This window comes from Synechococcus sp. MU1643 (assembly GCF_020514095.1).
GTDB lineage: Bacteria > Cyanobacteriota > Cyanobacteriia > PCC-6307 > Cyanobiaceae > Parasynechococcus.
The window spans coordinates 659805-679265 of sequence record NZ_VTKY01000001.1; the positions used below are offsets into that span (position 1 = coordinate 659805).

At 54.9% G+C, this 19461-nt stretch carries 35 protein-coding genes; 20 read left to right on the forward strand and 15 right to left on the reverse strand.

What is annotated here, in order from left to right; genetic code table 11:
* Nucleotides 1-29 precede the first annotated feature (29 nt).
* Together FZX09_RS03920 and FZX09_RS03925 are read left to right on the forward strand one after the other, a co-directional pair.
* A complete protein-coding gene (locus FZX09_RS03920) occupies nucleotides 30-299 on the forward strand; it encodes a hypothetical protein (protein WP_226400172.1) in 270 nt (89 codons plus the stop codon).
* 189 nt (nucleotides 300-488) lie between these two features.
* Nucleotides 489-593: a DUF4278 domain-containing protein gene (locus tag FZX09_RS03925; RefSeq protein ID WP_226400174.1), complete on the forward strand. Its 105-nt coding sequence runs from the start codon at nucleotides 489-491 to the stop codon at nucleotides 591-593.
* 252 nt (nucleotides 594-845) lie between these two features.
* Here the strand turns inward: FZX09_RS03925 and FZX09_RS03930 are convergent, their stop codons facing one another.
* The 4 genes from FZX09_RS03930 to FZX09_RS03945 all read right to left on the reverse strand — a co-directional run bounded on the left by FZX09_RS03930 (nucleotide 846) and on the right by FZX09_RS03945 (nucleotide 3412).
* Nucleotides 846-1631, reverse strand: coding sequence for a J domain-containing protein (locus tag FZX09_RS03930; protein ID WP_226400176.1), 786 nt, complete (start codon nucleotides 1629-1631; stop codon nucleotides 846-848).
* Between the two features lie 15 nt (nucleotides 1632-1646).
* Nucleotides 1647-2312: an SDR family oxidoreductase gene (locus FZX09_RS03935; protein WP_226400178.1), complete on the reverse strand. Its 666-nt coding sequence runs from the start codon at nucleotides 2310-2312 to the stop codon at nucleotides 1647-1649.
* A gap of 379 nt (nucleotides 2313-2691) precedes the next feature.
* Nucleotides 2692-2877, reverse strand: a complete 186-nt coding sequence (locus FZX09_RS03940; protein ID WP_226400180.1) for a hypothetical protein — start codon at nucleotides 2875-2877, stop codon at nucleotides 2692-2694.
* A gap of 208 nt (nucleotides 2878-3085) precedes the next feature.
* Complete coding sequence (locus FZX09_RS03945) at nucleotides 3086-3412, reverse strand: hypothetical protein (protein ID WP_226400182.1); 327 nt, start codon at nucleotides 3410-3412, stop codon at nucleotides 3086-3088.
* A gap of 557 nt (nucleotides 3413-3969) precedes the next feature.
* On the opposite strand from FZX09_RS03945, the gene FZX09_RS03950 reads away from it, so the two are divergent.
* A complete protein-coding gene (locus FZX09_RS03950) occupies nucleotides 3970-4134 on the forward strand; it encodes a hypothetical protein (RefSeq protein WP_226400184.1) in 165 nt (54 codons plus the stop codon).
* Nucleotides 4135-4515: 381 nt separating this feature from the next.
* Here FZX09_RS03950 and FZX09_RS03955 read toward each other — a convergent pair whose 3' ends face one another.
* Complete coding sequence (locus tag FZX09_RS03955) at nucleotides 4516-4854, reverse strand: phenylpyruvate tautomerase MIF-related protein (protein ID WP_226400186.1); 339 nt, start codon at nucleotides 4852-4854, stop codon at nucleotides 4516-4518.
* Nucleotides 4855-5010: 156 nt separating this feature from the next.
* Between FZX09_RS03955 and FZX09_RS03960 the strand changes: the two genes are divergently transcribed.
* From FZX09_RS03960 to FZX09_RS03975, 5 genes are all read left to right on the forward strand, one after another.
* Nucleotides 5011-5271, forward strand: a complete 261-nt coding sequence (locus FZX09_RS03960; RefSeq protein ID WP_226400188.1) for a hypothetical protein — start codon at nucleotides 5011-5013, stop codon at nucleotides 5269-5271.
* A gap of 93 nt (nucleotides 5272-5364) precedes the next feature.
* Nucleotides 5365-6825: a glycosyl hydrolase family 57 gene (locus FZX09_RS03965; RefSeq protein ID WP_226400190.1), complete on the forward strand. Its 1461-nt coding sequence runs from the start codon at nucleotides 5365-5367 to the stop codon at nucleotides 6823-6825.
* 70 nt (nucleotides 6826-6895) lie between these two features.
* Nucleotides 6896-7018, forward strand: coding sequence for a hypothetical protein (locus FZX09_RS11895; RefSeq protein WP_255599589.1), 123 nt, complete (start codon nucleotides 6896-6898; stop codon nucleotides 7016-7018).
* Nucleotides 7019-7728: 710 nt separating this feature from the next.
* The gene (locus FZX09_RS03970; protein WP_226400382.1) at nucleotides 7729-7881 is read left to right on the forward strand and encodes a hypothetical protein; all 153 of its coding nucleotides are present in this window, start codon (nucleotides 7729-7731) and stop codon (nucleotides 7879-7881) included.
* 413 nt (nucleotides 7882-8294) lie between these two features.
* Nucleotides 8295-8660, forward strand: coding sequence for a DUF1499 domain-containing protein (locus tag FZX09_RS03975; RefSeq protein WP_226400192.1), 366 nt, complete (start codon nucleotides 8295-8297; stop codon nucleotides 8658-8660).
* Nucleotides 8661-8667: 7 nt separating this feature from the next.
* On the opposite strand, the gene FZX09_RS03980 is transcribed toward FZX09_RS03975, so the two are convergent.
* Nucleotides 8668-8808, reverse strand: a complete 141-nt coding sequence (locus FZX09_RS03980; protein WP_226400194.1) for a hypothetical protein — start codon at nucleotides 8806-8808, stop codon at nucleotides 8668-8670.
* An 87-nt stretch (nucleotides 8809-8895) separates the two neighbouring features.
* Here FZX09_RS03980 and FZX09_RS03985 point away from each other — a divergent pair, with 87 nt between their 5' ends.
* From FZX09_RS03985 to FZX09_RS03995, 3 genes are all read left to right on the forward strand, one after another.
* The gene (locus tag FZX09_RS03985) at nucleotides 8896-10272 is read left to right on the forward strand and encodes a DUF2130 domain-containing protein (protein ID WP_226400196.1); all 1377 of its coding nucleotides are present in this window, start codon (nucleotides 8896-8898) and stop codon (nucleotides 10270-10272) included.
* 3 nt (nucleotides 10273-10275) lie between these two features.
* Entirely contained in the window at nucleotides 10276-10773 is a 498-nt protein-coding gene (locus FZX09_RS03990) for an early protein (E6) (protein ID WP_226400198.1), read from the forward strand.
* 313 nt (nucleotides 10774-11086) lie between these two features.
* A complete protein-coding gene (locus tag FZX09_RS03995; RefSeq protein ID WP_226400212.1) occupies nucleotides 11087-11404 on the forward strand; it encodes a hypothetical protein in 318 nt (105 codons plus the stop codon).
* A gap of 12 nt (nucleotides 11405-11416) precedes the next feature.
* Here the strand turns inward: FZX09_RS03995 and FZX09_RS04000 are convergent, their stop codons facing one another.
* Nucleotides 11417-11572 carry a hypothetical protein gene (locus FZX09_RS04000; protein WP_226400214.1) on the reverse strand — a complete coding sequence of 52 codons (156 nt, stop codon included), beginning with the start codon at nucleotides 11570-11572 and terminating at the stop codon, nucleotides 11417-11419.
* 171 nt (nucleotides 11573-11743) lie between these two features.
* On the opposite strand from FZX09_RS04000, the gene rpsU reads away from it, so the two are divergent.
* The 3 genes from rpsU (at nucleotide 11744) to FZX09_RS04015 (ending at nucleotide 12996) form a co-directional block, all read left to right on the forward strand.
* Nucleotides 11744-11920: a 30S ribosomal protein S21 gene (gene rpsU / locus FZX09_RS04005; RefSeq protein ID WP_009790002.1), complete on the forward strand. Its 177-nt coding sequence runs from the start codon at nucleotides 11744-11746 to the stop codon at nucleotides 11918-11920.
* 149 nt (nucleotides 11921-12069) lie between these two features.
* Nucleotides 12070-12306, forward strand: coding sequence for a hypothetical protein (locus FZX09_RS04010; protein WP_370624168.1), 237 nt, complete (start codon nucleotides 12070-12072; stop codon nucleotides 12304-12306).
* A gap of 255 nt (nucleotides 12307-12561) precedes the next feature.
* A complete protein-coding gene (locus FZX09_RS04015; RefSeq protein ID WP_226400216.1) occupies nucleotides 12562-12996 on the forward strand; it encodes a hypothetical protein in 435 nt (144 codons plus the stop codon).
* Between the two features lie 481 nt (nucleotides 12997-13477).
* Here the strand turns inward: FZX09_RS04015 and FZX09_RS04020 are convergent, their stop codons facing one another.
* The 3 genes from FZX09_RS04020 to FZX09_RS04030 all read right to left on the reverse strand — a co-directional run bounded on the left by FZX09_RS04020 (nucleotide 13478) and on the right by FZX09_RS04030 (nucleotide 14555).
* Nucleotides 13478-13633 (reverse strand): hypothetical protein, encoded by a 156-nt coding sequence (locus FZX09_RS04020; protein WP_226400218.1) that lies wholly within the window; start codon nucleotides 13631-13633, stop codon nucleotides 13478-13480.
* Nucleotides 13634-13741: 108 nt separating this feature from the next.
* Nucleotides 13742-14245 (reverse strand): DoxX family protein, encoded by a 504-nt coding sequence (locus tag FZX09_RS04025; protein ID WP_226400220.1) that lies wholly within the window; start codon nucleotides 14243-14245, stop codon nucleotides 13742-13744.
* Between the two features lie 91 nt (nucleotides 14246-14336).
* A complete protein-coding gene (locus FZX09_RS04030) occupies nucleotides 14337-14555 on the reverse strand; it encodes a CP12 domain-containing protein (protein WP_226400373.1) in 219 nt (72 codons plus the stop codon).
* 188 nt (nucleotides 14556-14743) lie between these two features.
* Between FZX09_RS04030 and FZX09_RS04035 the strand changes: the two genes are divergently transcribed.
* Complete coding sequence (locus FZX09_RS04035) at nucleotides 14744-14902, forward strand: hypothetical protein (RefSeq protein ID WP_226400222.1); 159 nt, start codon at nucleotides 14744-14746, stop codon at nucleotides 14900-14902.
* A 147-nt stretch (nucleotides 14903-15049) separates the two neighbouring features.
* Here the strand turns inward: FZX09_RS04035 and FZX09_RS04040 are convergent, their stop codons facing one another.
* A complete protein-coding gene (locus tag FZX09_RS04040; protein WP_226400224.1) occupies nucleotides 15050-15220 on the reverse strand; it encodes a hypothetical protein in 171 nt (56 codons plus the stop codon).
* A 77-nt stretch (nucleotides 15221-15297) separates the two neighbouring features.
* On the opposite strand from FZX09_RS04040, the gene FZX09_RS04045 reads away from it, so the two are divergent.
* Nucleotides 15298-15795, forward strand: coding sequence for a hypothetical protein (locus tag FZX09_RS04045; protein ID WP_226400226.1), 498 nt, complete (start codon nucleotides 15298-15300; stop codon nucleotides 15793-15795).
* Between the two features lie 17 nt (nucleotides 15796-15812).
* A complete protein-coding gene (locus FZX09_RS04050) occupies nucleotides 15813-16562 on the forward strand; it encodes a sulfite exporter TauE/SafE family protein (protein ID WP_226400374.1) in 750 nt (249 codons plus the stop codon).
* On the opposite strand, the gene FZX09_RS04055 is transcribed toward FZX09_RS04050, so the two are convergent.
* Nucleotides 16539-16769, reverse strand: a complete 231-nt coding sequence (locus FZX09_RS04055; protein ID WP_226400228.1) for a hypothetical protein — start codon at nucleotides 16767-16769, stop codon at nucleotides 16539-16541. The genes FZX09_RS04050 and FZX09_RS04055 overlap by 24 nt on opposite strands.
* A 97-nt stretch (nucleotides 16770-16866) precedes the next feature.
* Here FZX09_RS04055 and FZX09_RS04060 point away from each other — a divergent pair, with 97 nt between their 5' ends.
* From FZX09_RS04060 to FZX09_RS04065, 3 genes are all read left to right on the forward strand, one after another.
* A complete protein-coding gene (locus tag FZX09_RS04060; protein WP_226400375.1) occupies nucleotides 16867-17136 on the forward strand; it encodes a hypothetical protein in 270 nt (89 codons plus the stop codon).
* A 78-nt stretch (nucleotides 17137-17214) separates the two neighbouring features.
* A complete protein-coding gene (locus tag FZX09_RS11900; protein WP_255599590.1) occupies nucleotides 17215-17340 on the forward strand; it encodes a hypothetical protein in 126 nt (41 codons plus the stop codon).
* A gap of 159 nt (nucleotides 17341-17499) precedes the next feature.
* The gene (locus tag FZX09_RS04065; protein ID WP_226400230.1) at nucleotides 17500-17679 is read left to right on the forward strand and encodes a hypothetical protein; all 180 of its coding nucleotides are present in this window, start codon (nucleotides 17500-17502) and stop codon (nucleotides 17677-17679) included.
* Nucleotides 17680-18171: 492 nt separating this feature from the next.
* Here FZX09_RS04065 and FZX09_RS04070 read toward each other — a convergent pair whose 3' ends face one another.
* The 3 genes from FZX09_RS04070 to FZX09_RS04080 form a co-directional block, all read right to left on the reverse strand.
* Complete coding sequence (locus tag FZX09_RS04070) at nucleotides 18172-18414, reverse strand: hypothetical protein (RefSeq protein WP_226400232.1); 243 nt, start codon at nucleotides 18412-18414, stop codon at nucleotides 18172-18174.
* 538 nt (nucleotides 18415-18952) lie between these two features.
* Nucleotides 18953-19153 carry a hypothetical protein gene (locus FZX09_RS04075; RefSeq protein WP_226400234.1) on the reverse strand — a complete coding sequence of 67 codons (201 nt, stop codon included), beginning with the start codon at nucleotides 19151-19153 and terminating at the stop codon, nucleotides 18953-18955.
* Between the two features lie 53 nt (nucleotides 19154-19206).
* Nucleotides 19207-19455, reverse strand: coding sequence for a hypothetical protein (locus FZX09_RS04080; protein ID WP_226400236.1), 249 nt, complete (start codon nucleotides 19453-19455; stop codon nucleotides 19207-19209).
* Nucleotides 19456-19461: the final 6 nt, after the last annotated feature.

The window sequence follows — 19461 nt, forward strand, 5'->3', positions numbered from 1 at the left end:
ACTGAAACTGATCTGCCCACACCGTACGGATGGCGTCTGTGGGCGCCATTAGCTTCACACTGAGTAAGCATCAAGGATCACCCAATCGCAGACGAACTGTTCAGCAGAACAACGAATTAATGGAAGCTTTGAGTCCGGGCCAGAAGGTTCAGAGCTTGAGTCTCGAGATCGGTAGCCAATCCATCATTCCCACCATTCAAGCGGCGACAGAATCAACTCAATTCGCCTTCTACGTAATGACTCAAAAAGCACCACAACTCAAGCCGCGCCCGGTGCATACACCTCCCAAACGTGCTTAAAGACTTTTTGAAGGCCTGAGCCGAACAAAATTCTTGTTCTGTAACAGCACGAACGACACGTAGATCGACAGCACTCCTATAAAGGATCTGTAGTAACTGCTACGCAATCACGTTCACCTCGTCTTTGGCGAGGCGCAGTTCGATTCAGGCCATGGAACGGGGACCTGAGCTTGCTTCGAGGAACTCATCATGACCCTGACCTATCGCGGCCAGAAGTACAACCAGAACAACGCTGCTGCATCCAACGCCCAGCGCCCTGCTCTTGTTTATCGCGGTCAGAAAGTAGCCCGCTGACAACAGCACAACCTCCTTGAAGTCCCGCCTCGGCGGGGCTTTTTTTTTATGGCTCATTCGCCTTCAGGGTCTGGCTGCTTTGCCTTCCAACGTTCAAACCAAACCGCGACGGCGAGGGACACACCCACAGCAAATCCAGCACCAATCAGCACCACGCCAACTTCCACCGGCATCAACACCACCTGATTGCTGCCTCAAATCATCGGACAACGTCAATCAACACGGCCAGGGCTGCGCCACCGAAACAACGCGTTATTGAACCAACGACTGATACGCCTCATTGACGCGCCGAAACGCTTCCGCCAAACCACCGAGATCCGGATGATGCTGCTTCACCAATTTTCGGTGCGCTTGCTTGATCTCCGCCAGAGACGCGTTGGCGTCCAAGCCCAACACCCTTAAAGCGGCACGGCGTGGATCACGGGCATCGCCATCGTCCTGACGATCCGTATGACGTTGATCAGTTCGGGTGCGGCGACCCTGCCTTCTGGAGCCTGATCGTTCCTGGCGCTGACGCAACTGCTCCACCACCCGCCGTGGATCCTCATCCAGCCATTCACTGGCGCGAACTCCAAACAACGCAAACGCCGCCAAAACTGCCGTTGTTTGCTTGTTTGGCTTGGCTCCTACAGCTGCAATGAGATCTGTTCCCAGACCAAAAACCAGCCGATCCAGTCGCTGTTCAAGGGTTAAGTGGGCAGGGAAACTGCTGCGGTTGAGCTGATCAATCAACACCTCCAACCTGCTCTGACGCAGTGCCGTCCATCCCGGCTGGTGGGCGAGGGCCTGCCCCCATACCCGCACCTGTTGGCTGCTGATGCGCGGTGGAGCTTGAGCCGATGGCTCGTTCCAAGGGCGATGGGATCTGGGTTCCGTAGGAATGCGTTGGCGTTGTTGACGTTGCAGTCGCTCCAACTCACGGTTGAGCCGCGACAGCTCACGGCGTAGGGCGTCGTTCTCCGCCAACAACGCCTCAACATTGCTGGTGACCCGTTGTTCAGGGCGCCCGCCTGACCAATGACGCGGATCAAATCCCAAAGCGTGTCTCCCGTCTCACCACGGCAACAACTCACCATTGGCATGCCAGAAGCTGCCGCTGGTGGCCAGCGTCAAGCCATCAATCCTGGCCAGCAGCCCCTTCACCGACTGCTCGGGCGGAATCCCGCTTGGATTGAAGCCAATCATGCGTGTGCGCACCAATCCGGGATGCAAAATCGCCACAGCGATGCCCCGCGATTCCAGATCAAGTGCTAGTGATTTTCCAGCCATGTTGAGGGCCACCTTCGACATCCGATAGCCATAGGAGCCTCCCGAGCTGTTGTCTTCGATAGAACCCATGCGGCTCGTCATCAGCACCAACTTGGCTCCGCTGGGCATCTGATCCACCAAAGCCCTGGCCAGCAGCAAAGGAGCAAGGGCATTCACCTCAAACTGTCGGCGAATTCCAGCGGGATCCAAATCCATCAGGCCCATCGACTGCAAAATCCCGGCATTGAGGATGACGCCATCGAGGGGCGCACCATCCAGACGCTGCACTAGGTCATCAATGGCTTGGCTATCGCTCAACTCAAAGCCGGCTTCCACCCGCACCCCCAAGCCCTCCAGTCCATCACTGACTTGACGGCAAACCGCCACCACGTCATCGCCTCGGGCCTTGAGCTGGCGGCAGTATTCCAAGCCGATCCCACGGTTTGCGCCGGTAACTAGAAACGTCGCCATTGGCAGGTTTCAGCAACCGCCATCCTGCCGGCTCTTGCGTCGCACCTCCGAATGAATCACGCCAAAAAATCTCCATTGACGCCGTACTGGTGCAAACACTGCTTCACCGTGAGCACCGAAACCGTGCTCCCGGTTTCTGAATGCACGAGCAGGTACGGACAACCTCGGAGAACGCAGCGCCGCCGTGCGTCGATTTAGGCATCAAAAGCATTGAGATGGGAACACTCCTCTACCCAACCTTCACTGCTGAGATACCGCGTGAGGATCATGTCCACAGGCGCCTGGGCCACTGGTCATGGCTCATGAGATTGAGCATCCCAGGAAGTGACTTGAAGTCTTTGGGATCGCAACAGCCCGGGAAACGCCGAAGCAAGGCTGATCAATGGGATTCAGCTGCTCCCTGCACAACGGTGACAACCTGATTCCAGGTGGCATGCACCACGCGATAAGTCTTCAAGGTGGCGCGTGATTTGGTGCGGGCGTTCACAAAGGCTTTGAACTCCGTTTTGAAGCAGATCTCCTGGATCCACTGCCCTCCTGTATCAAGCCTCTCGATGCAATACATCAGAGATAAATCAGTTAAAAACATCACAACCGCAAACCATTTGCTGAGCACAAAAACAAAAGGTGCTGTTCGGGATCAATCAAAAAAAAGCCCCCGCGAATAGCGGAGGCTCGGGTGGTGTGAGGAGTCGACGATTTTGCAACTGCCGACGCTGATTTCATAGCCCGATTTCGGATCAGCAGCGGCGCCAGCCACAAAGCTTTATCCGCTACAGATAAAGAACACTGGCGCGGCAGCGCCGTAGCGCATCACGCACAGCCTCCAGCCTCGTCTCGTCCGGCCGGCGCAGCCCGGCAGGCACCACCATCACGTCGTCCGCATCCAGATGAACCCGTGCCGAGAACCAGGTACCAGGTCCTGGCATAGACGCTCGGCAGATCGGATCCTGGTTTTCGTCCAAACGTCGCTCGATCAACCAACCCTCCACCCGATCCAAAGGTTGAAACGCCGTTAAGGCAGACGCGACAGGTGCCATCAGGGTGAGCAGCAACAAACGCAGGGCCTGCATCACAAGGCTGGGGCGAGCGAAACGCACCCATCGTCACAGAGAACACCTGTTAAGCCGCGCCATTGCGTTAGGAGGGGCTGCGCCGCGGAGCCGTCGATGCCGTTATTTCGCTGTGAAGGTTGCTCCATGCGCATCGAACGTTCGATGGCGGCGTACTGGCGTAACAATGGAAAATTGCTGTGCTCCTCGTGTCTTGACCGCCAGGAGATGCCTCTGAACACGGCCGAGAGCAACCGAAAGCAAGGTTCTTCCGAATTCCGTGCCAACAGCAACAAAAGCTGACGTCAGCTGTGGGAATGATGAATACGTAGTTCCCTCCCCCTATCCATGGGTTTCCTCGCCGTCGCCGGATGCATGCTCCTGGCTTCCGCCATGTCTGCTGCACTCACCACCAAGCCTTCCAAAGCCTGAGCGTTCGAAACGCCAGCAAAAGCTGAACAAAAACCGGGCCAGCCCCGGTTTTTTTATGGCGATGAGCTTCTAACCATGGATCTTTTCTCCCGCGAAAGAGATTTAGAACTGCAAATCAGATGTGCAAGCCGCCCCCTCGCGGCTGTAGATCCTTAATCCACTGAGCGGTTCCTATGGAGAGCATCAGTCGCATCTGCGCCACGTCCAAGGGCACAACCATTGATGCCATCGGACAGGGCCGCTACCGCGTCTGCAATCGACATTCTGTCTGCTCTGACGTTGAAGGTCTTTGGCAGGCCTATGAAATTCTGCGGCGTCAGGAACAATCCCTAACTTGATTGCTGAAACCAGTAATAGGTATCAACACTTACAGCATCTGAGTGTTCAGCACGTAACACTTGGTGCACCCCGGTGAGGGGTAATGCGTCGACTCCGGGAGGGCCTAGGGAACCCTCCTTTTTTATGTAGAGTTTCCAGAGATCCAGAGTTCCTGCACTGTCTTCCCGGAACTCCAGGGAAAGGCAGCGGGCATCCTCAGCCCGTCCGCATTCAACCAAGTGTTGAACACGTTCACTCCACCACTGCGACACACCAGAACTCAACTCTTTATTGGGCAGACCGCCGAAGGATTCACTCACAGCAATCATTCGTATTGAGCAAACGCTAAGCACCGTGATTGACACGCGAATTGGCCTGTTACGTGCTGTTAGCAGATGTTGTTACCCAAAGGTGTTGCCGTTCCACCCCCAGCAGCTCGCCTGCACATCTTCAAAACCGATGTACACCCGGCTAGAAGGGATTCCCGTGCGTGCCTGAATCAGCTCACAGAACGCAGCTGTCATCGCAGGTGGACGCAGGGCACCGATCGATTTCACCTCCACATAGGCACAGGGCTCGTGGCTGCCGGCGAAGGTCATCGACAGCCCCGTCTCTAGAAGCGTCATTACGTAGGCCTCCGGCTTGCCCGTCTGGTTGGCCAACTCGGACGAAAGCTCCTGCAGCAAGGCCGATCCATCCTTCAGGGCTGGCAGCGATGTGCGCACATTGATCAGAGGCATCGGCTCAAGAAAACTTGCAAAATTTTGGCACTCTCCATCCATGAGTGCCAAACCCCACATGTTGATCAAACTGAAATATTTCCAAAAGCAAAGGCCATCAACCTGAACAGTTTGAGCAAAAAAGGTTCATAAATTTCTGAAAAAGTGATCAACTCAATGATTTATCTTCACCTTTTTGGCCTCGGAGACGTTCTGCGTCGCTTCGAACTCAAGCAGATCACGGGCCTCTCAATCACGGGATTCAGGCCACTCAGCCTCGATGGATTGATGCATTGGTCGCAAAACATGGCCGAACAACACCACTGGGATGGCGAGGCAATTCGACAGGACGTGATGAGCACTTGGCTTGATCAAGCCGAAGACATCACCCGCTGGAGGCATTGCTCGAATCAGGCACCTGCTGAGGTTGACCGATGACCGGCATTGGCGATCAGCACACTTAGCGCGATCATTGGGAAGGCTTGCTGCGTCAAACACCGCGTGCCGGCAAGTGAAAACGAGCGGAGTGCAATGACAGGCTGTCCACCGATTAGCGGACGAGAAGCGGACGTCACCGCTGTGATGCTCAAACAACGCCAGGTCTGGACGAACAGCGCGATCGAGCTTGAACAAGTGCGTTCCGGCTTTGCCTGTGCTCTCCATATGCACCAACCGACGGTGCCGGCGGGAGCAAATAACAGCTTGATCTCCCATCTTCAATACATGCTGAATCACCCCAACGAGGGTGATAACCACAACGCCGAACCATTCGCCCACTGCTACCGGCGTCTTGCCGAACTGCTACCTGAACTGATCAACGAGGACTGCAGCCCAAGAATCATGCTCGACTACTCGGGCAATCTGCTCTGGGGAATCGAGCAGATGGGGCGTCACGACATTGGCGATGCACTCCACTATCTCGCCTGTGATCCGTTGATGCAGGGGCACGTGGAGTGGCTTGGAACTTTCTGGAGCCATGCCGTAGCTCCATCCACACCCATCCCAGACCTGAAACTGCAAATCAGCGCCTGGCAACATCAGTTCGTGGCCTGTTTTGGCAACGCTGCACTGGAACGGGTCAAGGGTTTCTCTCCACCGGAGATGGCGCTACCCAACCATCCCGACACCCTGTTCGAATTCGTCAAAGCCCTCAAGGAAACTGGGTATCAGTGGCTCCTGGTTCAAGAGCACAGCGTTGAGTGCATGAACGGCAGTCCACTGCGGCGCAGCCAATGCTTTGTGCCGAATCGGCTTCTCGCCAGGAACAGCCAAGGCGAGGAGATCAGCATCACTGCACTGATCAAAACCCAGGGATCAGACACCAAACTTGTAGGCCAGATGCAGCCTTATTACGAGGCATTGGGTTGCGAACGGCAATGCCTTGGTGACGTCGAGGTTCCATCACTGGTGAGCCAGATTGCCGATGGGGAAAACGGTGGGGTGATGATGAATGAATTCCCTGAAGCCTTCCGGCAGGCCAACTTCCACATCCGAGACAACCCCAACGGCACCGTGGCCATCAACGGCAGTGAATACATCGAAGCCCTAGAGCGCATCGGAGTGAATGCAGATCAGTTCCCCACCATCCAGGCGGTGCAGCAACATTGCCTTTGGAATCAAATTGGCCTCAACACCTCTGCAGAAGGCGTTGAGGAGGCCATCAGCAGACTGAGTGCTGACGATTCCAGCTTCAGCATGGAGGGTGCGTCCTGGACCAACAACCTGAGCTGGGTCGAGGGCTACGCCAATGTGCTGGGCCCGATGAATCAGCTCAGTGCTCAGTTCCATGCGCTGTTTGATCCATCGGTCGCCGCAGACCCCAGAACAACCAGCACCAAGGCCTATCAGGATTCTTTGCTACATGTGCTGCTGCTGGAAACCAGTTGTTTTCGGTACTGGGGGCAAGGTGCCTGGACCGACTACGCCAAGGAAATCCACCGTCGCGGCAAGGAGCTGCTGAGTCAGACGAACTTCACGACTCCCTCCAGCTAGGGAACACAACCTGAGAATCGCTTTACAGAGCGTTACATTCGTGTAACCTGAGGTTGTTCGGGCTTTCGAGATGGGCGATTACACAACCGCAATCATCGCCATGGTGGGCATTGGCATTGTGTTGACGGCTGCTGTGGTGTTTGCCTTGATGCGACCCAGCGACATGCCACCCATCGATGAAAACTTCAACTGAGCATGGGAATCGTTACTGAACTACTGGTTGCCGCCACCGAAATCGGCATCGCTCTCTTGGTGGCCGTTTCCCTCCCCGTTGCTGAATCGTAGAACTGATTTCAAATCAGGCCACACCCCTCAAACGGAACTCCGTATAAATCGAGGCGGCATCGCGCTCACGATCCAGATTTTCAAGATCGCTGCATCGCGTATGCATCCAACAAACCGTTTCCCTCCAAACTTCCAAGTGGTAACGGCGCTCGAGGTTTTGTCCGGAACCGTCCAAAGCTCAACAAGCATCTTGCGTTAAATCTAGGAAGATCAGCTTTATATCGTTGGGGATGTCAACATTTAATGATCAGCGCTTGATTACAATCAGTCTATAAATAACTTGACGCAATGTGTTTTCGTTAGAATGAAGTATGCGGCAGCACACATCGGAGACAAAATGTACCCGTTGTTACGACATCAGAACATCAGGTTAATACTTTGAGTCGAACCTGTCGACGACACCATGGAGCCCATCTCTCTGACACTTGGCCAACTTTTCGACATCGAACAGCGCAGTCTCGATATCAGTGCGATCACCGATGTCAAACAGCTGCAGGAAATCAGCAAAGATCTGCTTTTGGCTTGGCAAGAAGAGATCGCTCGTTCACGCGCAGCAGCCAGCTCACACCCAAAATAACTCTTCGTTACAGTTGGTTAAACTGCTCATGAGTTGTGAATTTGAGCCTGCCTCAGCAATTCGAAGCTGAATCGATTAAGCGTTCGATCGACGACACGCATGACCTTGATACGTTGAAAGATCTCGCACGGGAACTTGCTGATCTTTATGTGCGCCAGAGAGCTGCAACAGCCTGGGTGATTGCCGAGAAATAAGCGTCACACCTTGCTGTCGTTTCGCCATCGACGTTCCAAGCGCTGACGGGCCTCATCAACCGTTTGTGCACTGTTCACAGTAATTTTGTCTCGAAAAGGGCGCGTGATCGACCAAAATTTGAAGGCAGAGGCGAGTGCCACTACCACCCATGCGAGCAAAATCCAGCTCGGATTCGTCATCGTTGCCCGGCAATGCACTCCATGATGCCGAACAAACAGCGAATCGGCCCTGCATGACCTGCCATCAGTGCGAGCGTGGATCCTGAAGTGCGGCAGTTTGTGATTAGCCAGTTGGTGGTGGTCGCACTACCGGTTGGGACCCTTTTCGGCGTCTGGCTTTGGATGCTCAACTGGAGCGGTCGTTCCCGCAGAGAACAGTGACCTTTCTTGCCGGCCTACTGGCGCCCGTCTTGATGCTGCTTCATCTTGTTGGGCCCGTGCCTGCTGATCTTGGCTTGAGCAACGGGGCATTACGCAACTGCCCGACCACGGCTCACTGCGCCAGCCAAACCTGGGAAAGCAACAACCCGATGGCTGAGCTCAGCAGGCTGAGTGAACTTGTGCGGGAATCGCCGCGGACGGTTGTCGTGGATCAAACCGAGACCTACCTCCATGCCGAAGCCAGCAGCGCTTTTTTTGGCTTTGTGGATGACCTCGAGCTGTTCGCTGATCGCAACAACAGCCAGATCCAGGCACGGTCCGAGTCGCGCCTCGGCGACTCGGATCTTGGTGTGAACGCCGCAAGATTGGCGACATTACGATCCGGGCTGGAAAGCTGAAGGCTGCTTAACCCTTGGCGCGACGCAATTTGCTCAGATCGGTGATCATTTCCTTGATACCAACCACGAAACCGATGGCGGCCAGGGCCACGATGCTCAAGATGATGACCGTGTCGACCATTGAGCGTGGATCGATCCAATCGGGCATGGCATGAACCGTGAGCTGATCTCGTATTAGCCAGAGCCGGATAAAATTCCAGCAAGTGGCGCGAACGTTCAACACAAATCGTCAGACATGCACGACATCATCTGCCCTCACTGCAACACAGCCTTCAAGGTGGATGAAGCCGGCTATGCCGACATCCTCAAACAGGTGAGAGATCGAGATTTTGAGCAACAACTGAACAAGCGACTTGCCCTGGCGCAACAGGACAAACGCAATGCCATCGAGTTGGCCATCGCCAAAAAAGACAGAGAGATGCAAATGCTTGAGGCACAACTCAAGCAAAGTTCAATGCATCAAGAACTGGCGATTAAAGATGCCGTTTACAAAGCGGAGAAGCAGCGGGATCGTATTGCCACTGAACTCCAACAAATGCGTGAGCAGCAGGCAACAGAGCTACGCCTAGCAGAGACCAAATTCGCAAAAGAAATGCAGGCGGTGACGCTGCAAAAAGACAATGACGTGAGAGATTTGCAAGCGCAGCTCCAGGCTGGGGCCATGCAGCGCCAGCTGGCCGTGAATGAAGCGGTGAGCTCAGTAGAGAAACAACGGGATGCACTACAGAGCGGCTTAAAGGAAGCGGAACTAAAGCATCAACTGGAATCACAATCACTGAAAGACCGCTACGAAGCACAGCTCAGTGACCGGGACCAGGCCATTGAACGCTTGCGCGACATGAAAGCGCGGCTCTCCACCAAAATGGTGGGAGAAACCCTTGAACAACACTGCGAAACCGAATTCAACAGAATTCGTGCAGCTGCTTTTCCGAGAGCGTATTTCGAAAAAGACAACGACGCGCGCAGTGGAAGCAAGGGTGATTACATCTTCCGCGACCAAGACGACCTCAACAACGAAATCATCTCAATCATGTTTGAGATGAAAAATGAGGCCGACACAACGACCACTAAGAAGAAGAATGAAGATTTTCTCAAAGAACTGAACAAAGACAGAAACGAGAAAAGTTGCGAGTACGCGGTGCTCGTCTCACTACTGGAGCCCGAAAACGAGCTTTACAACTCAGGTATTGTCGACATGTCTCATCGCTTCCCTAAGACCTACATCATTCGCCCACAATTCTTTATTCCATTCATCACATTGCTCCGCAATGCTGCGTTGAAATCCTTGGAATACAAAGCGGAGCTCGCTCTGGTGAAAGCCCAGAACATCGATGTAACCAACTTCGAGAATGATCTCGAAACCTTTAAAACATCCTTCTCACGCAACTACGACCTCGCCTCAAGACGCTTTCAAACGGCAATTGATGAAATCGATAAGTCGATTGATCACCTCCAAAAAACCAAGGATGCCCTGTTGGGTGCTGATCGAAACCTGCGGCTCGCCAATGACAAGGCACAGGATGTGACCGTTAAAAAGTTGACCAGACGCAATCCAACGATGGCTGCCAAGTTCGCCGATGTGGACAACGCAGCTGATCAGAAATCTGCCTGAGCAATGCCCTCTAGTCCACGCAACCGAATCGGCGAGGTTTACGGCAAACTCACGGTTATTCGCTCATCCGAACGGCGAACCAAATCGGGAAACGCCTTTTGGTGGTGCCGCTGCAGCTGTGGGGCCGAGCGAGAAGTTCCCAGCGACAAGTTGTCGCTGAACACGGCCCGCCGTAAGGCCACAGTGCATGCCTGTGAAACCTGTGCTCGCGAACTCCAAATTGAAGGTGTGTATCGCAAAAACGATCGTGAGGAAAAACAACGGCGACAGAAGGCACTAGAAGCCAGGTCACAGCTGCAGGGGCAGGTGCCTGAACGCTGGCTTTCGTTACCACTTACCGATGCACATGCGAGAGAGCTAGGACAGAAACTCTTTTTTCGTGGCACAACTTGTCTACGCGGGCATCTGGCGCCTTACCGAATCAATGGCGGCTGTCTGGCTTGCTCCGGTCAGACTCCATCAGCGGCAGATTCGCCACCAACCAAGCCCATAGGGTCATAACGGCTGCACCAAAGGTCAACAGCGCCAGAAGCTTGGCTTCCATTTAGAGAAAATCGAAATCGTCTTCCGAATCACCGGAAAATGCATTCATTACGAGAGCAGAAAAGGGCACAAATACTGCCGCCAGCACAAGTATTTCCACGGGCCTAAGAAAGAAAGATTAAACCTAACGGAACTGACTTTACAAAAAGTCATCAGCAATACAGTCCAACCTGAGTGAGTTCAAATACTCATTTCGGATCCAGGCATAGGCATTTCACGCCGTTGTCACCCCTGATGGCCGAATCAGACTGAACTGAGTCGGACAACGACGATGCCAAAGGTATTGAGGGCAGCCTCACAAACGATTCGCAATCTGCTGAAGCCAGCAGTTCTAAACAACCTGTCGGAAGACAGGCTCCGCAACGACCGTCAGAGCTACGTTGCCATGACGCGGGCGCTGGTGCATGCCCAACTCGAGTGGCGTGATGCCGAGCTCAGCTCACGCCTCTGGGAAGAGGTTGCCGACCGTGGCATGGATCGCGGCAGGCTGATTCACCTCTTGTACAGCGTTGAAGCTCATCAGGATGAGGAGGCCATGCAGAACGCCGACATGGCTTATCTGCAGCTGGTTAATCCTAAGGATCCCTGAAGCCGAACTCCCTCAGAGCTCAAACAGAGTTCCCAACAGCATGGCGGGATGGGTCGACCCCCCAGCCGTGCTGCGTTCGAGCTGAATGGCTATAGCGCAGTGGGCCATAAAACGAACGGCCGAAAGAACAGCCAGACCGATGCACAGGGGGCAGTGCGTGAGGGTCAAGACGGGTGCCTACCGGAGTGATGGACCCATCCCAAAGCAGAAGCTGGGATGCGCCACGATCTCTTCAACAAGCGTCATGCAAAACGCTCAGCCCACACTGGGCGGGCTGTGGTGCAGCGGGGAGAGGAGGGCTGGTAAGGTAGTTGTTTATTGCTCTCTTTCGGGGAACGGATGAGTCAGGTCACAGTCGGCGAAAACGAAGGTATTGAATCCGCATTGCGGCGCTTCAAACGCTCCGTCGCAAAAGCCGGCATCTTTTCTGATCTGCGTCGGATCCGTCACCACGAGACTCCCGTTGAGAAATACAAGCGCAAGCTGAAGCAGCGTTCCCGCAACCGTCGTCGCTGAGCCAGCACTTCATTCAAGAATCGGGCCCAAGGGCCCGTTTTTTTTTTGCCAATCCGTCGCTTCTTAAACCTCATCAATTGCACACCCACGGTGTGCCCTTGTTTTCGCCAGACTTCAGAAACGCTTAAGACGACCAAGGGCATTCGACAGTGTTGATCAATCCTTTTTGTCCCATCAGCGCTGCAAAGATCGCTGGCTTGAAAGCCACCGTGGCTTTGCTGTTGATGATGTTGATGAAGTCGAAAATGCTGCGGATCAAAATGTCCCTCCTGGGTTCTGTTCTTGGATTCGCAATGTTGGTGGGCTTTCTATTAACCACAGGCCTACTCACCGTGATCACTGGCGGAGCAGTTGCTTACGCCGCAATGCAAAACCGGAGCAACTGAGTCATGCGCAACCGTTTACCTTTCCTGAGTGGACTTGCACTGGCAACCCTCGGGGTTTCAGGTCTTGCTGGCGGAGGTTTGCTTTGGAATTTTCAGGGCCGCACCCTGGGTCTTGGCAGCACTGTCACGGCATTGGTTCTGCTGGGGATCAGCTTTGTTCTGCTTCGGCCTGAACCGCAACTCGCACCCTTCGAAGTCTCTGACGTCAGTCAGCCACTCAAGGTCAAAGCACCACAGGCTTCCATTCTCGGCCTGATGCTGGCTGCCCTGGGCACCTTCGGAATGGCGGGTTCGGGATTGCTGTGGAATTTTCAGGGTCTTGCATTAGGACTCACCGGCACCCTCACGGCCGCCGTTGCTCTTCTCCTGAGTTTCGTTTTCCTATGGCCACTCGGCGCAGCCAAGCCCGACAAGCAACAAGCTTCTCCTGCTACAGCCAGCAGCCCATTGAAAACAGAATCGATTGAATCAATCGAAATCGTCTCGCAGATCGCGCCTTCTCCGCAAACTACGGCAGAAGCCATTGCTGAACTGTTGGCGGCCGAGCAGAAGGATCGCCCCGAAACCCAATTGGTGAATTTCGCTCCATTGAACCTTTTGCCAGGCCAAAGTTTGCCCACAAAATCTCGCCGAGCAGGTAGTTCCCTTGGTCGTTATCGCTCGATGGCTAACGACCTATTCAAGAGCTGAAATCTCTCCAGATATTACGAAGCTGTCGGTGCCAAGGAGTGATGTTGAGATCACGGCGTTGATCAGATCTCCTGGTCTCGTCAACGTTGTATCCAGCCTCTTCTATCTCTCGTCTGAGACGACGGGTGACAGGTATGAGTGCGATTGAAAGAAGCAACGCTAAAAGGAGCAAAAAGGGAAGCAACGACAGCAGCCAAATGGTGGCCATGACGGTGATTAGCCCCGCGCTGCCAGTCTTCAGCCATCGCGGCAGGGTTTTGCCCCGTTGACCTGGAAGTTGCTTCATGGCTCAGGACAACCCATTCGCTCTTGAAAAAATCCGCTGGAGTTCACGCTGGAACGCTATTGCGCTGAGAGGTTCCCCCAGACGCCTGCGATGGTTACGCCGGAGGGCAGTTCCAATCCAACAAACCTGAAGAACAATCAGCAGCGAAGCGACGATCAGGAATGGTGATTCAGCATCATTCCACTGCATCTCAGGTCAATAACTGGATTGAGGCAGGGTAAAGCCCGACTGCATATGGCCTACATCCAGCATCACGTAGGTCAACCAGATCAACACTGCTGCGATACCAGCTCCTGCGGCAACCTTCGCCAATGAACGGCCAATCATCTCGAGCATGCTGACCTCTTTCATCGCGTTAATCCAACTCTGACGATTCTGACGCGTCTACCCCCCGCACCGTCGTCAACCACGAAAAAAGCCCCGCAATTGCGGGGCTTTTTCACTTGATCGTGGTGAACTTCAACGGCTGGCAACAGCTTCTTCGAGAACAACAGCCTTGCCGTTAGCAAAATCCGTGTCTTCCGCTGCGGAGAACTGCATGTCGGGCTCGAGTCGTCGGGCAATCAGCTCATCAATAGAAAAGACGCCAGGACCACAGGCCAGAACGGCCACAGCAGCCGCGAAATAAAGCCCAAGCAGCTCAAGAAGGTAGATGTTGAAGCCGGCGGTGACTATGGCGTGGTAGATGGCAACGGAGATCGTCCCGGCTACTGCCAACGCTCCCATCCGAGTCAGCAATCCAGTGATCAACAACCAGCTGCCAATCACCTCAGAGAACGCCGCGACGTAAGAGAGAAGGATCGGGAAGGGGAGATGCAAGGGTCGAACAAATGCATCAGCAAAATTCTCGATATTGGCGAGCTTCTCGTAACCGTGGTGAATGAGCAGAGCGCCGGTGAAGACCCGAAGCACAAGGAGACCGAGGTCGCCGGCGATGGGACGGGAGAGGATGGCGCGGATCACTACAGAACACGTCGACTACACACAACTTATATAAGTTGTGTGTTGAGGCGCGGGCTCGCGCCCTACCGAAGCCAAGAATGAGTACTTCTACTCAGTCGTCGTACACCAGGCACTCGGGCTCATCGGGGTTCTGCTCGCAGAACAGCTCAAGTGGGGAAGGGTCATGGGGATCTTCAGGAAATTGCTTCTTGTGATCCAACAGCCACTGCAGCTCTTCTGTGAGATGACGCACCTTGCCGTCGTTGTGCTCAGACAGGGCCTTGAGGAACTCCTCCTGGTCCTTCTGGATGTGCTCGTCAATCGTTTTCATCACTGAAACTGTCATCTGGCTGACATTCGGTTGTTAGCGAAGACAAGCCGGATCGATCAGTCGGTAGATCTACCTTTGTGGCCGAAACCACACAACAGATCCGCTCTGGCGCCCATCACGTCCTGTGACAGCGCAGTGGCAATTTGACGTTGGCCGAAGGAAAGTCAGGTCGGCTGATCGTTGAGTGGATGCCATTTTCCGAACGCAGTGTTCTGACGGGACTGCTCGTCTTTGCCATAGGAGTTGTGGTTGGGATCGGGATTGGCTCAGCCAGTGCTGTTGCCGCCCTGACCCAGGGCGCACCCGATGTTCTCCAGACCTGGTCAGGAGTTGTTGCCCTGCCTTGAAAACTTGACCTCTCCTCAATACCTGTCTATCAGGGCAGATATCAGGTGAGTCGCGCGATGCCGTCAAATGAGCGAGTGATCTTCAGCCGCGATAAAAGAACGATGCGGCAATTCCTCAATCGGCTTCAACGTTTTCTGTTCGGATAATCAGCGTGTTCCAATGCTGATGCTGCCTGCGCCAATCAGGTGTTCGAGGCGTGCAGTGAGTTTCAGTTCGGTTCGATCAAATCGATCCTGATTGCCGGCGACGTAGGCAAGCTCTTCATTCGTGATCACCTGGTGGGTGACGGCATCAAGGTAGATCTGAACCAAGGACATCCAAACCGGCACCATCCGGCAGCCATCCTGGCAACACTGGAGTGCAAACGGTGAATCGGGCCGCGCGGAACTGAGCCATGGATCGAGAAACCATTCAGAGCCTGATCAAACAATGCAGTTTGGGACTGTTCGATTTGGCCTGTGCCGTCAGTGGACACCCCAGCTGGGACCTCAACCTGCCAGTGGGAGTGATTGATGCACGACGCTCCAAGCCGAAGCTGATGGTGAGCGCCATCGGCACCATCAACTCAACATTGAAAGCCTCATCCACCATTGCCCACCCGTTGATGGTTCACCTGTTCGAACGTTTCGAAGACGTGGGCCTGGAAGAGGCGCTGACGGAAATGAAACGTGGTGAAGATGGAGAGGCGTTCTGCGAGGTCTGGCAGGCCTACAGGGATGAACGCCGTAGCGGTGATGCCCCGATGTGGAGCATCGAAGAAGCCACCGCCTTTGTGATGCAGTCCCGCGAAGCTCACGCTGATCGCGAAGTTGCCTGCGTCGCCATTCTCCCGGGCAAACCTCATCGCATCCTCACGTTTTCGGTGCCCATCTCCTTCCTGACACAAGATTGAGCGTGTCCGAACTGCTGATGCAAATCGCCCTGCTGGGCATCGCCATTGGCGCCAATGCCCTTTCAGCTCTCGCGGGAGGTGGGGCAGGACTGGTTCAACTGCCCGCACTGATCCTTCTCGGCCTGCCCTTTGCCATGGCACTGGCCACCCACAAAGTGGCAAGCGTTGCCCTGGGGGTGGGGGCAACAGGGCGTCATTGGCGTGCCAGCAGCCTTGACCTGAAACGCTCGGCGCTGGTGTTGGCTGCCGGTCTTCCAGGGGTTTTTGTGGGAGCCAGCGTGATTCTTGCGCTACCCGATCAAGCGGCCACCGCCAGCCTTGGGCTGCTGACACTGGGGCTTGGGCTTTACTCGGCTCGGAAACCAGATCTGGGAACGACAGACCAGCCCCGCCCTCTGACAGCCCGCACCATCGGGATTGGCAGCTGCGGGCTATTCATCATCGGCATTCTCAACGGCTCACTCACCTCAGGCACGGGATTGTTCGTCACCCTTTGGCTGGTGCGCTGGTTTGGGCTGAGTTATTCCAGAGCCGTCGCTCACACCCTGGTGCTGGTGGGCCTGGGCTGGAATGGTACCGGGGCGCTGGTGCTGGGTCTGAGCGGAGAAATCCGTTGGGACTGGCTTCCTGCCCTGGTTCTCGGGTCGCTGATCGGAGGCTTCCTGGGGGCCCACTATTCCCTGGTGAAAGGCAGCCGCCTGGTCAAACGATCCTTCGAGATCTTGGCGCTGCTCATGGGCGGATCACTCCTGATCCGCAGTTTCTGAATCGGCATCTGCAAGAAAACGCCCCGAGAACCGTGTGGCCAAAACCACTGTTGCGGCCCCGTAGGCGATGAACGTCACCGCCTGACCAGAGCTGGCCGTTTCGTAGACCTCACCCGTCAGCAGCATCCAGTCCATCAAGGACGCCACCGTTCCCCAAATCACCACCCAGACGGACACGTAAGCAACACCGCGAAAGGTCCGATTCACAAGGCCATGGGTCGAGCGAACCCGACGCTAGGGGAAGCCGCTCGAACAAGGAAGGCCGGCGGCTCCCGTAATGTCGGTGATTGATCCGATTGAGGGGATGCCGAAGAAACGTCGCAAGCTCAACAAGGACATGGAAGCGGAAATGTCTGCTGCCAAGCGAAAGATTGAGCTAGTGGGCGCGTTGATCAACGACATCCGGAATGAAGACATCCAGGCTGAGTACCTCGGCGCCTTCACGCAGATCCGAAGCGCCGTGGTGAATCTCATCGCGAAGTACACCACCGACGGATTCTGCGAAGAAACAGAAGGCCTGCTTGCGCTTTACAAGGGGCTGATCCAGCAATTTGAAGAGGAGTACGAGCTCTAGGGGGGCTCGCATTGGTTGGCATTGGAACAGGCACCAGCGCAGTACAGCGTTTAAGTTCACATGCCTTTGTGCCTTGCCATGGCTCTTCGAGAGACCAAACCTCAGGTGTCGCCACTGCGCCTGAAGATCACCGTGTTGGTCGCCGGCTTCGGACCACTACTCGCCATCGGCCTGTGGCTTCAGTCCAAAGGTTTTTTCAACTGACCTGACCTAGCCAGACACATTGCAGTAACTGACTGGTGTGCCCTTCTCAACTGAAGAATAGGGACACACATAGGGACACATGAAGGGGCTCTCCCTTGGCTGGCCTTAGTGCCGGCTTGATCACTTGTCCCTAGACCTAGTTGGCTTTGCCGAGCCTCAATGAACTGGAAGCGTGATGGCCTCGTGATCTGGAGACCAATCAAGGCTCTGCTGTTCGCAGACAAGGACGCCTTCTATTGGATCAAGAACAAGCTCGGCCTCACTGAGTACCAGATGGCTGCCTTGGTCTGGGTGAAGGGCATCGTCCTTGGCCTGTTGCTGGGCTGGTGGTTGTTCTGAGAAGACCGCCTTCAACAGATGAGTAGGAGTAGATGAGGAATACGCGAGCCCGGCCATTCTCAACAGCGGCCGGCCTAACGAGAACCCAGTCATACCAATGGATCTCGAGGAATAGCTAGGCCTGCACTGACCATTGATCGATCCTCCGGTTTCGTCACACGGCCAGTCAGGACAAGGGGTCTGGGCCTGGCCCCACCCCCATCGATCGACCTGGGCCTACCCCACTCCCTTCCATGACCCCCACCCCCTCTGATTTCTCGAAGCCAGGGGGTATGCGGGGGAAGTTCGCCGCCCCGCATATGGGTATAGGGAACGGAGATTTCTCCCGATTTCACTCTGAGCCCCACGAGGATCGCCTACAAGGCCGGTCTCGGCTCCGATAGGTACGATCTACCACGCAAGGGGGTCAAGCCCGTTGCAGAGGGTTGCAGAGAGGTGTCAGGGTGTACCCCCTCGAGGACGCCAAAGGCGGAGGAGAGGGGGTGCTGAGCTTCAGAGGTAGTTCAGGTCGATGGTCTTCAAAGCGTTCACAAGGCTGATCGTGCCGGGATCTTCTTCTGGGTCGACAGTCACGTCCTGCTGCTTCAGGTACGTGAGCATGTTGCGGACACCAGCGTTATCAATCTCTCCGGTCATCAGCATCTGTTTGGCCTGGAGTTCAAGGATCTGCACGGTCAGTGCATGAACCTCAGCGGCCTGAGCTTCTGAGACTTTCTTCTTACTTGGTTTTGCCATCGTTGTTCTTGGTCTTGATTAGATACTTGGCCAACGACAAAGCGGCTTCCTGTTGTTTAGATAGAGAGGACTTGCCGGCACTATCAAGGCTTAAACAAGCTTCGAGGTAAGCCACCTGAAGGTTAGGTAAGTCCATGTTGGTGGGTGTCGTAGTAGTTAGAGATAAGGGCACTAACCTTGTAGTGTTCGAGCAGCATCGTGACGCCGCCCAGAACATCAGCAGAGTTGGTGCCGGTGTTCAACATCTTGGATAGCTTTATCTGACCCGTAGGTCTGCCACTCCGTTTAAGACGGATGATCTTCATGTTGTTGTTGTGGGAAAGATGAAATAGGCCTAGGAGTTGTCTGTGTCTCGATGTTGAGCCACATCAGCCAAAGCACAGTGGTTGCAGGGGAGCTCGGCTCTCCGTGCAGCATCTGAGAATGACTTGTATCTGTAGTCGGTAACGCATTGGCAGTGCCGACATTTATACACAATCCTATGGCCGTCATCACTAATGATGAGGTGGGCCATTGTTGCTTGTTTGATTAAAAGTGTTTAGTAACGCTTGCCCCGTTGTTTCATCTGCCTGAGCTTCCAGGCGTATGCATTGCGAGAAGCCTGGGCATCGAGCTTTGACTTGTCGGCACGTTCCTGTGCGACCTCAGCTTCGATACGGGCTTCCTCTCTGGCTTGTGCCTTAGAAGGACCCCGGCCGGAATAAGACCAGCCGAGGGAGTTGACCTTGGTCGGGTCCATCTCTTCAGGGAGAGGATGATCCTTCTCGAATTGGTTGTTGAACTCCTCTTGTGTCACGCCGGGTACTCCACGGCGCCTGGTGGCAACTCCGAGTACTCCTGCATGGGTCCGGATCTTTCCCCTGCACCAGCAGCGGTCGAATAGCACTGGTAGGTCGTAGCGGCCTTGCTATCGATGCGGATGCAGTAGGCGAATTCAGGAAGGTCGCCACCCCGGCTAGGACCGCCGGTAGCGGAGGCAGAGGCAACGACACGTAAGGGAGCCCCTTCAGCAATGGGGCCGTGAATAGCAACTAGGGGCATTGGTCA